We start from the raw sequence: 14,204 nt of genomic DNA on the forward strand, positions 1-14,204 counted from the left end.
TTTACAGATTAACCGCAGCCTGAATTTTTAACCAGATTTGCTGCTAGCTATTTTCAGTGACCACGCCTGCGCCGGGATTTTCCTGTTTCACCGGCGTCGGATCGGCGGAGAAACCGCGCAGTCCGACCACGTGCACATGCTCCGTATTGTTAAAGACTTTACGTACCAGCTTATAAGTGGTGCCTTTTTCCGGACTGATATTCTCCGGCGCGGCGATCACCAGCTGCATTTCCAGACGCTCGCACAGTTCGAACAGCGTGGCGATGGAGCGCGCATCAAGACGCGCGGCTTCATCGAGGAACAGCAGGCGGCACGGTGAAATATCTTTTCCGCGCAGACGCCGTGACTCCTCTTCCCAGCTCTGCACCACCATCACCAGAATCGACATACCGGTACCGATCGCTTCACCGGTCGACAGCGCCCCGCTTTCGGCGCGCAGCCAGCCGTCGGAGCCGCGGTTCACTTCCACTTCCATCTCAAGGTAGTTGCGGTAGTCGAGCAGCTCTTCACCGATGGTCTGCGCCGTGCGCTGGCCCATATCAATCTGCGGATTGAGACGCTGATACAGCTTCGCCAGCGCTTCCGAGAACGTGAGTCGATTGCTGGTAAACAGATCCTGATGCTGTTCATGCTCTTCCGACAGCGTATCCAGCAGCATGGCGTGCGTTTCGCGTACGTTGACGTTCAGCCGCACGCTGCGCACCTGGCCAAAGCTCACCGCCTGCAAGCCCTGGTTCAGCTGACGGATGCGGTTCTGCTCGCGCTGAATGGTTTTGCGGATGATATTGGCCGCGCTGCGCGAACTGATCGCCAGCGTCTGCTCACGCGCCGTCAGCTCTTCGGTCAGACGGTTCAGCTCAATCTCCATCTGCTCGATGGCTTCAACCGGATCGTCGGTACGAATAATGTCCTGACGGATACGTTCACGCAGATGCTGATAGACGGCGATAAAGAACTGAATCTTGCGCTCCGGCCGTTTTGGATCTTCCGACATGCGCAGCACATCGCGCAGGTGTTCATTATCCGCGACCGCCAGGCGCAGCGCACCGAGCGCCTTATCCGACATCGAGCGCAGCTCGTCGCCGCTCAGGTAAGCCAGCTCGCGACGATGCAGACGGCGCTCGACGCCGTTCTCTTTCACCAGGCGCAGCACGGTGCACCAGCCCGCTTTGGCGCTGACCACCTGCTCACGCATCAGGTGATAATCGCGCTCCAGCTTGCGCAGTTTCTTCTGCAGGCTATCCATCTCGGCTTCGCAGAAGGTGAGTTGTTTCTCCAGCTGATTGCGACGCGCACGGTTGTGGCTGAGCGCCGTGTAGAGTTCGTCACGCCGGCTGCGCGCACGCTCCTCGGCGCTGGCATCGGCGTGCACGCCAATATCCTGCATCTCCTGCTGCAACTCTTTCAGCATGTCGCGCTTGGCGTCGTACGAACTCTTCAGCGATGCCAGCACCTGGGAATACTGCGTCAGCTGCGCCTGATGTTCGCGCAGGCGTTCGCGCGCGCGGCTGCGTTCGCCTTCCGCCTGCTCCAGACGCTGGCGCAGTTTTTCGTTGAGATCGCTGTTACCGGTCAGCATGCCAGCCGAATCTTCATAGCTGAAGTGCGCGCGGCGCTGCACCACTTCGGTCAGGGCAAATGCCTGCTGACGCGCTTCGCGCTGCTGCTGCTGCGCCTGCTGATAATCACGCGTCAGCTGTTCGTGCTGCTGCGGATCGCTCTGCAGCACCGCCACCAGCGGCTCCAGCTTGCTGAGTTTCGCGCCGTGCTGATGCAGGAAGCGCGCGGCTTCCTGGGCTTCTTCCACCCGCTCACGAATCTCTTCGCAGCGGTCGGCCAGCGAGTCGTCAAGCAACAGGTTAACGCGCGGGAGCAGGCGGTTGAGCTGCGCCACACCCTCTTTTGCCTGCTCAAACTGGGCACGCTGCTGCTGGTTGTCATTCTCGTGCTGCGCCAGCGCGCGCTCCAGCTCGCCACGACGGCTATTGAGCTGGCGCATCTGCGCTTCCGGATCTTCGTCGAAGGCCACCGCCAGGTGGCTGCCGATAAAGCGGCTAAACGACTGATGCAGACGCTGGGTTTTCTGCACGTCAAACGACAGCGTGGCAAAACGTTCGGCCAGCTGGTCGCGCTCATTGTTCAACAGCTCCAGCTGATTTTCCCGCGCCGCGCGACCAAACAGCGGCACTTTCGGGAAGCGCGAATAACGCCACTGGCGCTCCGCCACTTTGACAACGACCGCATTTTCCAGCTCGTCAACGCTAAAGACGCTGTCATCAAACGACTGCGGATCGCCTTCGATCAGATAGAGATCTTCCGGACACTCTTCCAGGCCGTCGAGCATCTCGCGCACCAGCGACAGGTCCGGCACCACAATGGCGTGACGCGACGGGCCATACAGCGCGGAGAAGTACGGCGCATCATCCAGCGTCACGTCATCGTAAATTTCTGACAGCAGCACGCCGCCAAACCGCTCCGCCAGCTGAGTCAGGCGCGCATCTTCCGCGCCGCCCGGCTGGCTGAGTCGCGCAATCTGCTGCTCGACTTCACGCTTGCGCGCCGCCACTTCATCACGCTCAACGGTGGTTTCACGCTCGCGCTCCAGCAGCTGCTGCATATATTCGGTGATCTGCTGGCTGCTGCTCAGCGTCTGGCCGGTCTGCTCGCTCAGCTGGGTAAGAATCTCCTGCGCCGCCAGCCAGTGCGGTGCCCGTGCGGTCAGCGCAGTGATACGCTCGCGCAGCTGCTCCAGCTCCTGGCGCATCAGCATGCGGCGTTCACCGGCGTCGGCCACGCTTTCGTTCAGCTGTTCTATCTGCGCTTCCAGTTCACGCTGCAGGCCTTCCAGCGCGTCAGCGTCATACTGCTGGCCCTGACGTTTACAGAAGTCGGCCAGCAGACGTTCGGCGTCATGCTGCTCGCGCAGGCGGGTTTCCAGTTCGTTGAGACGCAGACGCAGCGAAGAGAGCTGCTCGGCATGATGGCGCTGGTTAGCGGCATCGCGCAGCAATTCGCGCCCGACCTGCCACGCATCCTGCCGGCTGACCTCACCGGCAATGCTGGTGACCAGCGCCAGCGCCTGTTCAAACTGGCTGTGCGCCGCTTCCGCCACGCTGAGTTTCTGCTCCAGGCGCAGCAGCCGTTCGGTGGCCTCTTCTTCGCGCGCCTGGAAGGTTTCCTGCCACTCTGCGGCGTTGTCGATGGTGAGGTCCGGCAGCTGACACTGCGCCCGCGCTTTTTCCAGCGCCTGCAGCGCCTGCTGATACTGAATGGCACGGGTTTGCTGCACATCAAGCGCCTGCTGAAAATCGGCCAGCTGGCTTTTCAGCTCGTCGACTTCAATTTCCGCCGCTTCAGCGCGCGCTTCGTTCTCTTCCTGCACCTCACGCGCTTCGGCCACCACTTCATTCTGCTCTTCGAGGCGATAAGTCAGCTCTTCCAGATCGGCGTCGTAACGCGCGATCTTCTCCTGCTGACGCATCGCTGTCTGGACCAGATTAAGGTGATCGCTCGCCGCCTGATAATCGGTTTCCAGATCGCTCTCTGCACCGTTGTGCTCAGAGAGTTCGCGCGCCATTTCGATGTGACGATACTGTTCTGATGCCAGCTGATTGCGGCTGGTGAACAGCTCGTTACGCAGCTGCAGCGCACCGTCGAGATGGATGCGACGCTCGTTGGCGTGGCGCATATAGTCGGCAGAAACGTAGCTGGTGGCTTCAGAGATCAGATGCTTAAACAGATCGCGGTCCGACTGCGTGACGCGAATCGCTTCCAGCGTCATGCGGTTTTCGCGCAGCGCCGCTTCCATATCCTGGAACGCTTTACGCACGCCGCCGTTTTCCGGCAGCAGGTAATCACGCAGCGAGCGGGTAATGGCGCTGGAGATACCGCCATACAGCGAGGCTTCGATCAGACGGTAGAATTTGCTGCGATCGCCGGCGGTGCGCAGACGACGCGGCACCACGCCGAGCTCAAACATCATGGCGTGGTAGTCCGTGACCGAGCTGAACTGGCGGAACTGCACGCCCTCCTGCGCTTCCACCCGCTCCTTCACTTCTGCCAGCGGCAGCACGCGCGCCTGACGGCTGCCGAGAATTTCGGTCAGCATATCGGTTGGCAGCGTATCGCTCGGCAGGCCGTGAATACTGAAAGGCTTGATGTCGACTTTCTTATCGCGTCCGGCCACCTGCTGCAGGCGCACGCCAGCCACCACGCGCTGATGGCGCGAGTTGACCACGTCCAGCACCGCATAGCAGACGCCCGCGCGCAGTTTGCCGTGCAGACCCTTGTCGCGCGAGCCGGATGTGGCACCGGCTTCGGTGGTGTTACGGAAATGCAGCAGGGTTAAGTCCGGAATCAGTGCCGTAACAAACGCCGCCATGGTGGTCGATTTACCGGCACCGTTACCGCCGGACAGCGTGGTGACCAGCTCATCCAGATCAAAGGTGCGGGCAAAGAAACCGTTCCAGTTGATCAGCGTGAGCGATCGAAATTTACCGCGTTCAATCATGCCTGTTCATCCTCCGCGCGCTCGCTCGCGTCGTGTTCGCTGTCATTTTCTGCCTCGTCGCTCTCACTGGCGACCGGTGCGTTCTCCAGCGTCATCGCTTCACCGTCACGAATCAGGCGCAGCTGCGCTTCACGTGCGTCGTCACCGCTGCGCACATCCGCACCAAAGCGGAAAACGGACTCCATGATGCGGAACTTGCTGCTGTCGTTGCCCATAAACCACACCATGCCGAGACGGCGCAGACGGCTGAGCGACGCACGCATCTTCTCCTGCAGTTTGGCGCGATCCAGGTCCGATCCGGTGGAGCGCTGGTTAACCAGCTTCAGCAACCTGCTTTCATCCGCCAGCGACAGCAGCTCGTCGTACAGCTCCTGCTGGGTGAAAATGCCCTCGTTGGCCAGCCGCTCCGGGCTCAGGTAGAGATAACAGAGAATTTTACCCACCATCATGTCGAGCTCGGACAGCACCGAGCGCGGGATCAGCGTGGTTGAGCGCGGACGCAGATAGAAAAAACCTTCCGGTGCGCGGATCAACTCAACGTTGTAGCGCGCATAGAACTCTTCCAGAAACGGCTGGTAATCCATCAGAAAAGCGTGATTATCCAGCTCTTCAATACCAATGTGGCGGCCGGCGCGTAACTGGCTATCGAGCGCGGGAAAAATCGGGTTTGCCAGTGCCAGCGCCAGTTTGACCGGCATCACTTGTTCAATATTTGTCGATGACATGTGCCTGCACCTTGGCTCCGTAATCATTGATGGTCTGCCATTCCGCAGGCAGACCGGCTAAATCGGCTTCGGCCACGCCGAGTCGCACCGCCTGATCGATGACGATACGTGCGAGGTCGAAGTGGCGCGCGCGGGGATACTGCGCCAGATAGTCACGCATCACCGTGGCGAGATGCAGCGGCTTCTGCTGCTGCTTGTAAATCTGCAGCGCTTCTTCAATCATCGCCGCCAGTTGCTCGCGGATTTCGTTAAACTCTTCGTACTCCATTTCCGGCGGCAGCTCACCCATCACCTCGTCGTTACGCAGCGTCATCTCTTCATCGCGCATGTCATACAGACGGTCGGCATTGGCGTAGGTCAGCGCCCACGGCTGATCGAAATAGTTCTGCACCGACTGGCGTAAACGCTGCGCGAACACGCGGTTTTTATCCATGTCGATGGCGGTACGAATAAATTTGTGCACGTGGCGGTCGTAACCGATCCACAGATCGATGGCCTGCTGGCCCCAGCTGATAATGCGATCGAGCTTGTTTTGCAGGTCAAACACCAGCTTGTCGACGAAGCCCAGATCCGGGCTGCTCAGCGTGGCGTCCTGAATCCGCAGCAGGTTAGCCTGCAGCTTGTCGCCTGCCGCTTCCAGCGTATCCTGCAGTTCGCGCAGCGTGCCGGAGGTCTCCGACAGCAGCAGCTCACAGCTGGAGATGGCCGCGCGCCAGTCTTTATTCAGCAGATCGGCGATATCGCTTTTTACCGCCTGCTGCTGTTCGTCCATCAGGCGCTGCGTCATGTCGATGCTGTCGAAGATTTCCGCGACCGAATATTTCAGCGGCGCAAAGACGTTGCGGTGCCAGTGAAATTCGTCGCCATCTTCCTCGGCGGCGTCGGCGGCGCGCTTCAGCTCCTGCGCGACAATCGACAGCTGCATCGACAGGCGCAGCGTGGAAAATTCGCGCTGGCGGATGTAATAGTCGGTGATGCCGATCGCCAGTGGCGTCAGACGATAGATGGCGTGACCTTCGGTCAACTCGCTGGTAAAACGGTTAAGCAGGCGCTGACGCACCATGTCGTTGATGGCGTTGTTAGCACGGACCTGAACGGTTTCGTGGGTTTGTTCAAACGCTTTGCTGACGTGACGAAAGGCGTCAATCAGCTCACCTTCACTCATCTCGCCGTCCATGCGCTCCCCGTTGAGGGTGGCGATGGCCAGCAAAAACGCCAGACGTTCTACCGGCAGCGCAAGGGAAAAGTCATTCTTGCGCGCCCATGCCACCAGTTCGGGGACCGTCTGGGAAAATTCGCTCATAGTTGATCCTTCTACCTGGGTTTGCGCGCAGTCACGTGGATATAGCGCCCTAAACTCAAAAAGGGCTCCTGACGACAGTAGCGCCGTTCCATCTCAATAATTTCCTCAACGCTCTTCCCGGCGCCGGGCTGCGGCTTCATGTAGTCACTGAACACGCGGATACCGGCACGCTGCTCGGTGATAAATCCGCACTGCGTCAGCCAGCGCTGTACATCGTCAGGATCGCGGGGGAAATCCGGCGACAGCGTGCGTTTTTTGCGCTTGTTCATGTTGGCGCGCAGATAGCCGAAATTGCCGAGCGTCAGGGTGCGGAACGTCAGGCCGTGCGCGTTATAAAACATCAGCGACAGCACACCACCGGGTTTCAGCGTATGCCACAGCGCCTGCAGCACCGCCAGCGGATCCGCCACCCACTCAAGCACAGCGTGAAACAATACCAGATCCACCGGCTTATCCAAATGTTCGCCAACCTGCTGCGCGCTAATTTGTTTGAATTGCATGTTGTGGCTCACACCTGCGCTGTACGCATGGGCGGCGGCCAGCTTAAGCATCTCGCCCGACAGGTCGCACAGCAATACCTGATGCCCCTGCGCAGCCAGACCGCTGGAGATCTGACCGACACCACCACCGGCATCCAGCACCGTCAGCGGGCCAGCGGGCAGCGTCGGCAGAATGGCGTTCAGCTCATCCCAGATGATCGCCTGACGCACCTGGCCTTTACGGGTGCCATAAATATTTTGCGAGAATTTTTCCGCCAGATCGTCAAAGTTACGATCCTGCATGGTGATGGCTCCGCTTTGCTGCATTCAACTTGTGCTATTTTGTCACAGGCTCGACAAGAATGAACCTTTCATGCCGCAGTAACTGTCTGGCTGCTGTTTTTTCGGACAAAAGGAGACGTTTTCGATGTTTTTTGCCTTAAAAAAATGGATTGGCGCGATGCTACTGCCTTTGCCATTGCTGTTAACGCTTATGGCGGCAGGACTTTTACTGCTCTGGTTCAGCCGCTGGCAAAAAAGCGGCAAAATCCTTATCTCATTGAGCTGGCTGATGCTGTTACTGCTGAGTCTGCAACCGGTGGCCGATCGGCTGCTGGCCCCGCTGGAAAACCAGTATGCCACGTGGAATGGCAGCGAGCCGGTAGACTATATCGTGGTGCTGGGCGGGGGTTACACCTATAACCGGCAGTGGGCACCGAGCTCCAACTTGCTGAACAACAGCCTGCCGCGCGTGACCGAAGGCGCTCGCCAGTGGCGACGCTATCCTCAGGCCAAAATGATCTTCACCGGTGCCGCTGCGGGCTACAATCCGCGCAGCAACGCCAGCGTTGCTGCTGACGTGGCGCGCAGCCTTGGCGTGCCCGACGATGCCATTATCGTGCTGGATCAGCCACATGACACCGGCGAAGAAGCGCTGGCGGTGAAGCAGACCATCGGGCAGCATCCGTTTTTACTGGTGACGTCTGCCAACCATCTGCCACGCGCCATGCACTTTTTCCAGAGCGCCGGCCTGAATCCGCTACCGGCACCGGCTAACCAGCTGGCGATCACCTCACCAATCAGCGTCTGGGATCGCACGCTGCCCTCGCCGCTGTGGCTCAGCCATAGCCAGCGCGCGGTGTACGAAACGCTGGGGCTGATCTGGCAGCGGCTGCGCGGCAGTGGCGAACCTTCAGCCGAGCCAGGGGAGTAGCTGCGCGCGGGCATGGTCAAAGCGCGGCCGGTCAAACTGGCCGCTGCTGACCAGCGTGTCAACGCAATCCCACAGCTGATAGAGCCAGCGGCGCCAGACGAAACCGTCATCCACCGGCGCACGCTGTAAATAGTGCTGCAGCAGCGATGCTTCAGCACCGTTTTCCGCCAGGCGCATCAGCTCATACTCACGCGGGGCCCACAAAATGGTGCCCGGCTGGGTCATCGCCACCAGCTGATCGCTGTGCGGGTCTTTCAGCATACTGGCGAGACGCAGATTGCCGTGCATCAGCACGCACGGGTCGTCAAAGCCGGCAAACAGCTGCACCAGCTGTTCGCGGCTGCGAAACAGAATCTGACGATCGGCGTGGGTAAATCCGGGGGGCGACAGATAGCCCAGCGTGGACCACAGCACTTCCACCCGCTGGCGATACCACGCCGGCCAGCGATTTTCCTGCACGCTGTCAACGCTGCCGACCAGGCCATGGCTGTCAATGCGGTGCCACGCCAGCAGCCCTTCGACAATCTGTTCACACAGCTGCTCCCAGCGCGCTGCCGTGCGTGCCGGCGCTTCGGCCGATACGCCATTTAAGCGCGCCAGCAGCAGCATTTCATGCGCCGGCGGTTGCTGACTCAAAACCAGGCCGTACACCGTGGGCAGCGTAATCAGCCCTTCATGCGCCAGCATGGTGAGTTTTTTCGCTTCGAGCGCGGCGCGCCCCTGATGACGAAAATATTTGGCCACCAGCGGCATCGGCTTGCCGTGGTCATCATAGAGGGCGTAAAGCCGCGATTGTGCCTGTTCGCTGATGGTTTCCAGCCGGCTAACGCCTTCGCCCAGCACCAGCGCCAGTTCTGCACGGAGTTGTTCCATGGAAGAGTCCTCCGGAGTTAACTCATTGCACCATCCTGGAGGTCATGACGGCGCGAAACTTAGCGCCAGATCAAACTTTGCGGCCAGCCGGGTCGCTGGCCGCTGACGATTATGCCTGCATCGCTTCACGCACGCGCAGCAGATCGTCCGGCGTATCCACACCGACGCTCGGCACGGTGGCCGCTACCGCCACGTGGATCTTTTCGCCGTACCACAGCACGCGCAGCTGCTCCAGCAACTCGATCTGCTCCAGCGCACAGGGTTGCCATGCCACATAGCGACGGATGAAACCGGCGCGATAGGCATAGATACCGATGTGGCGCAGCAGCGTGTCGCCAATCTGCTCACGCGACTGCGCGTAACGTTCGCGATCCCACGGAATGGTCGCACGTGAAAAATAGAGTGCATAGCCGCTGGCATCGGTGACCACTTTTACCGCGTTGGGATTGAACGCCTCTTCTGCCTCGTGAATCGGTACCGCCAGTGTGGCCATGCCGGCATCCGCCTGGGCCAGATTGTCCGCGACCTGACGCACAATCTCCGCCGGAATCATCGGCTCGTCGCCCTGCACGTTCACGATGATGGTATCGTCAGCAAACTGATACTTTTCAATCACCTCGGCCAGGCGCTCGGTACCAGATTGGTGGTCGGCGCGCGTCATGCAGACTTCCCCGCCGGCAGCGGTCACTGCCGCCGCCACGTCAGGATGATCGGTGGCCACAATCACCCGCCCGGCGCCGGACTCGCGTGCACGCTCCATCACGTGCACCACCATCGGTTTACCGTGAATATCCAGCAGCGGTTTGCCCGGCAGGCGCGTGGAGGCGTAGCGTGCCGGAATAATCGCCACGAAACTCATGGATGAATCTCTTCAACGGACAGGGTGCGCGCTTCTACTTCCAGCAATACCGGAATACCGTCACGCACCGGGAACGCCAGGCCGTCGGGTTTGCAGATCAACTCCTGCTGCTCTTTGTTGTAATACAGTTTTCCGTTGCAGACCGGACAGGCCACAATCTCAAGTAAACGGTGATCCATACTTTTCTCCTTTCAGGACCGATACGTCAGAGGATTAGCATACCATAGCGCAATCAGGGACGGCGCGCCGCCATCGGCTTATATGCTGACGTGCCAGTGCGTGGACCAGGCGGCCCGCAGCGCATCAGGCGCGTTTTCCAGCACCACTTCGCTGGCGCCCTGCCAGGCGGCGAAGCGGTTAATGGCTTTATGCACATCGGCGAGAAACTGCTGGCTCACGCGCACGCCGGGCTCCAGCCAGAAGGCCCGCAGAATCAGGCGCTGCGCCTGGCGATCCATTTTGGCATCGACGCGCCCTTTCAGTGCGCCGCGGTGCAGCAGCGGCAGGACAAAATAGCCGTATTTGCGTTTGTGCTCTGGCGTGTAGCACTCGATGCGGTAGTCAAAATTAAACAACTCAAGCGCGCGGCGGCGATCCCATACCACTGGATCAAACGGTGACAGCAGCGCGCTGTGTGTGGCGCCCTGCGGCTGCGCCAACTGCGGCAGCAGCGTATGGTGCAGCCACATCTCGCCCAGTTGCTCAACCTCAACGCGCTGAATCACTCCCTGCTCAGCGGCCTGCGCCAGCCAGAGTGCAATGGGCGCGCGTTTCAGCCGGTAGTAATCGGCCAGCCAGCTGGCGCGGAAAATGCCGAGGCTGCGCGCGCTGTGATCCAGCATCTGCATCACCGCCTCGTTCTCGCTCAGCGCATGCTGCTCGTCGCGCCAGTGCGGCATCACCCGGCTACGCAGATCGTAGACGCGCTGAAAGTTACGGCGCTCGACAACCATCAGCTCACCGGCGCTAAACAGGTTCTCCAGATGTCGCTTGTGCGGCTTCCACGCCCACCAGCCGGGTTTGGTGTGCTTGTCACTGGCAAAATCAGCGGCGCGAACCGGACCGGTGGCGGCGATATGTTGCAGCAGATCGGCGATTTCCTGCTGATGCTGATCCACCCATTGCTGATTGTATTTCCAGCCCAGGCGCTGCGGAGCCAGCATGCGGTGACGCAGCAGCGGATAATCTTCAAAAGGGATAAAACAGGCTTCATGCGCCCAGTATTCAAACAGCGCGCCCGCTGCCAGCGTTTGCTCCAGCCACTCAGCAGGAAAAGCGCCCAGCCGGCTGAACAGCACCAGATACGGACTGCGCGCGACCACATTAATGGTATCGATTTGCAGCAGCGACATCTGCCGCACACAGGCGTGAATATCGGCAAAACGCGCCTGACGGCGCGGCGGACGTAGCAGGCCCTGGGCAGAGAGGTGCAGGTTGCGGGCGGTTTGCAGAGAGAGGGAATACGTGCTGGTCATTACGTCGTCCCTTTGAATGGTTAGCGCGACCGGGCGTCGCGCGCAGCTGTACAGAGTTGCGTCAGATCGGCCAGTAATGCGGCCAGCGGCGCGCCCGCCAGATGCGCATCCACCGGCAGATACCACCAGTTAGCGCGGGCAAAATGGCGGCATTTGACCGCGTCTTTTTCCGTCATCAGCAGGCACTGTGCATCCTGAGTCAGGCTGCGTAACTCTTCTTCGCTGTAAGCGTGGTGATCGGCAAAGGCAATCTCTGCCACTGGCTGCACGCCCTGCTGCTGCAGCGTAGTGAAGAAACGCGGCGGATGACCGATGCCGGCCATCGCGACAATTGGCGGCAACTGCGTCAGCGCAGCCTGTTCGCCGGTCAGCAGATTGACCGCCAGACCCGGCTGCAGCGTCATGGCGATCTCGCCAGCCTGCGCGCTGCCCCCGTTGACTACCACGGCATCAACCTGCTCCAGCCGCGATGCGCGTTCACGCATCGGTCCGGCCGGTAACCACCAGCCGTTGCCAAAGCGACGCACGCCATCCACCACCACGATTTCGCGATCGCGCTCTAGCGCGTAGTGCTGCAGGCCATCATCCGTCACAATCACATCCAGCGGATGCGCCGCCAGCAGGGCCTCAATTGCCTGCCGGCGCTGCGGTGCCACTGCCACCGGCACCTGGGTGCGCTGGGCGATCAGCACCGGTTCATCACCAGCCTGTTCCGTCGCGCTATCCTGATTGACCAGCAGCGGATAGCGTTCCGCTTTACCGCCGTAACCGCGCGACACCACACCCGGACGCAGCCCCTGCTGTTGCAGCGCCTGCACCAGCCAAATCACCAGCGGTGTTTTACCGTTGCCGCCTGCAGTCAGGTTGCCAACGACAATGACCGGACAGGGCGCGCGCCAGCGGGTACGCCAGCCGCGCTGATAGCTCAGGCGAATCAGCCAGGTGATAGCGCCATACAGCAGACTCAGCGGCCACAACAGCAGCCACAGCGGCGAGCGTCCGCTCCAGATACGTTCAATCATTGACCGAACTGCAGTTTGTGCAGCTGCGCATAAGCGCCCTTCTGCGCCAGCAGCACCTCATGGGTACCGCGTTCCACGATTCGCCCATCCTCGACCACCACGATTTCGTCGGCCTTTTCAATGGTGGAGAGACGGTGCGCAATCACCAGCGACGTGCGGTTCTTCTGCAGCTCGTCCAGCGCCGACTGGATGGCACGCTCGGATTCGGTATCCAGCGCCGAAGTGGCTTCGTCGAGAATCAAAATCGGACAGTCACGCAGCAGCGCACGGGCAATGGCGATACGCTGACGCTGGCCGCCAGACAGCAGCACGCCGTTTTCACCAATGACCGTATCGAGACCGTTATCCATCTTGTTGATGAAGTCCATGGCGTGCGCCATGGTCGCCGCCTGCTCGATTTGCTCGCGGGTGTATTCACCGTTGCGCGCATAAGCGATGTTATTGGCGATAGTGTCATTGAACAGATGGACATTCTGCGAGACCAGCGCCACCTGATTACGAAGCGAGCGCAGGGTGTACTCACGCAGGTCGTGGCCATCCAGCAGAATCTCGCCCTCGTTGATATCGTAAAAACGCGTCAGCAGGCTGGCCATGGTGGATTTACCCGAACCGGAACGGCCCACCAGCGCCACGGTTTTACCCGCGGGCAGCGTGAGATTAATATCACGCAGCGCCGGAATATCGCGGCCCGGATAGGTAAAGGTCACGTTGCGGAATTCAACATCCCCTTTTGCACGCGTGATTTCGCGCTTGCCGTTGTCGATCTCCTGCTCGCTATCCAGAATAGTGAACAGCGTCTGACAGGCTGCCATGCCGCGCTGGAACTGGGCATTGACGTTGGTCAGTGATTTCAGCGGGCGCATCAGGGCGATCATCGACGAGAACACCACGGTAATGGTACCGGCAGTCAGGGTATCCATCACGCTCGGGAAGCTGGCCGCATACAGCACAAAAGCCAGCGCCAGCGATGCGATCAGCTGGATCACCGGATCGGAAATCGAAGAGGCCGAGACCAGTTTCATGCCCTGCTGGCGCATTTTATTGCTCACCTGCGAAAAACGCTCAGCTTCCACTTCCTGTCCGCCAAAAATCAGCACTTCTTTGTGCCCTTTCAGCATCTGCTCAGCACTGGTGGTTACCTGCCCCATGGTGTTCTGCATATTTTTGCTGATGCTGCGGAAGCGTTTGGATACGGTGCGGATGGCAAAAGAGACCAGCGGCGCCAGCAGGATCAAAATCAGTGACAGCTGCCAGCTGTAGTAGAACATCATGATGAACAGGCCAATGATCGATGCGCCTTCGCGTACCACCGTCACCAGCGCGCTGGAGGAGGAAGAGGCCACCTGTTCAGAATCATAGGTAATCCGCGACAGCAGCGTACCGGTAGACTGCTGGTCAAAGAACGCAACCGGCATGCCCATCATGTGGCCGAACAGGCGACGGCGCATGTTCATCACCACATTGCCGGAGACCCATGAGATGCAGTAACTGGAGATATAACTGGTTACGCCGCGGATCAGCATCAGGCCGATGACCGCCAGCGGCATCCACAGCAGAACGGATTTGTCGGCTTTGCCGAAACCATCATCCAGTAAAGGTTTCAACAGGGAGAGCATTAGGGTGTCGCCTGCCGCATTGAGTATCAGCGCCACGGCGGACACAATCAGGCCAGCCTTGTGCGGTGCAATCATCGGCCAGAGTCGGCGAAATGTCTGCCACGTTGAGAGGTCTTTGTCTTGATGCAT

Annotated in this window: 11 protein-coding genes; 1 reads left to right on the forward strand and 10 read right to left on the reverse strand. The window is 59.9% G+C overall.

Annotation, left to right across the window (positions count from 1 at the left end; all coding sequences use genetic code 11):
• Positions 1-43: 43 nt before the first annotated feature.
• Genes mukB through cmoM form a run of 4 tightly spaced genes read right to left on the reverse strand, consistent with a single transcriptional unit; the run spans position 44 to position 7,320 of the window.
• Entirely contained in the window at positions 44-4,510 is a 4,467-nt protein-coding gene (mukB, locus tag ABVR31_RS12255; RefSeq protein WP_338670360.1) for a chromosome partition protein MukB, read from the reverse strand.
• Positions 4,507-5,235, reverse strand: a complete 729-nt coding sequence (mukE, locus tag ABVR31_RS12260; RefSeq protein WP_031279857.1) for a chromosome partition protein MukE — start codon at positions 5,233-5,235, stop codon at positions 4,507-4,509. Before mukE ends, mukB begins: the two co-directional genes overlap by 4 nt.
• Positions 5,216-6,538: a chromosome partition protein MukF gene (mukF, locus tag ABVR31_RS12265; RefSeq protein ID WP_058757757.1), complete on the reverse strand. Its 1,323-nt coding sequence runs from the start codon at positions 6,536-6,538 to the stop codon at positions 5,216-5,218. Before mukF ends, mukE begins: the two co-directional genes overlap by 20 nt.
• 11 nt (positions 6,539-6,549) lie before the next feature.
• Positions 6,550-7,320 (reverse strand): tRNA uridine 5-oxyacetic acid(34) methyltransferase CmoM, encoded by a 771-nt coding sequence (cmoM, locus tag ABVR31_RS12270; RefSeq protein WP_058757758.1) that lies wholly within the window; start codon positions 7,318-7,320, stop codon positions 6,550-6,552.
• Between the two features lie 124 nt (positions 7,321-7,444).
• On the opposite strand from cmoM, the gene elyC reads away from it, so the two are divergent.
• Positions 7,445-8,230: an envelope biogenesis factor ElyC gene (elyC, locus tag ABVR31_RS12275; RefSeq protein WP_372772884.1), complete on the forward strand. Its 786-nt coding sequence runs from the start codon at positions 7,445-7,447 to the stop codon at positions 8,228-8,230.
• On the opposite strand, the gene ABVR31_RS12280 is transcribed toward elyC, so the two are convergent.
• The 6 genes from ABVR31_RS12280 to msbA form a co-directional block, all read right to left on the reverse strand.
• Positions 8,210-9,103 carry a YcbJ family phosphotransferase gene (locus tag ABVR31_RS12280; RefSeq protein WP_372772886.1) on the reverse strand — a complete coding sequence of 298 codons (894 nt, stop codon included), beginning with the start codon at positions 9,101-9,103 and terminating at the stop codon, positions 8,210-8,212. The genes elyC and ABVR31_RS12280 overlap by 21 nt on opposite strands.
• Before the next feature lie 109 nt (positions 9,104-9,212).
• Positions 9,213-9,962 carry a 3-deoxy-manno-octulosonate cytidylyltransferase gene (gene kdsB / locus ABVR31_RS12285; protein ID WP_166718640.1) on the reverse strand — a complete coding sequence of 250 codons (750 nt, stop codon included), beginning with the start codon at positions 9,960-9,962 and terminating at the stop codon, positions 9,213-9,215.
• The gene (locus ABVR31_RS12290; RefSeq protein ID WP_010618270.1) at positions 9,959-10,141 is read right to left on the reverse strand and encodes a Trm112 family protein; all 183 of its coding nucleotides are present in this window, start codon (positions 10,139-10,141) and stop codon (positions 9,959-9,961) included. Before ABVR31_RS12290 ends, kdsB begins: the two co-directional genes overlap by 4 nt.
• Positions 10,142-10,219: 78 nt before the next feature.
• Positions 10,220-11,437 (reverse strand): winged helix-turn-helix domain-containing protein, encoded by a 1,218-nt coding sequence (locus tag ABVR31_RS12295; RefSeq protein WP_372772888.1) that lies wholly within the window; start codon positions 11,435-11,437, stop codon positions 10,220-10,222.
• A 20-nt stretch (positions 11,438-11,457) separates the two neighbouring features.
• Positions 11,458-12,459: a tetraacyldisaccharide 4'-kinase gene (lpxK, locus tag ABVR31_RS12300; RefSeq protein ID WP_372772890.1), complete on the reverse strand. Its 1,002-nt coding sequence runs from the start codon at positions 12,457-12,459 to the stop codon at positions 11,458-11,460.
• The gene (gene msbA / locus ABVR31_RS12305; protein ID WP_021508343.1) at positions 12,456-14,204 is read right to left on the reverse strand and encodes a lipid A ABC transporter ATP-binding protein/permease MsbA; all 1,749 of its coding nucleotides are present in this window, start codon (positions 14,202-14,204) and stop codon (positions 12,456-12,458) included. The genes lpxK and msbA overlap by 4 nt, the downstream gene beginning before the upstream one ends.

The organism is Pantoea sp. WEP (assembly GCF_041678305.1).
Lineage (GTDB): Bacteria > Pseudomonadota > Gammaproteobacteria > Enterobacterales > Enterobacteriaceae > Pantoea > Pantoea dispersa.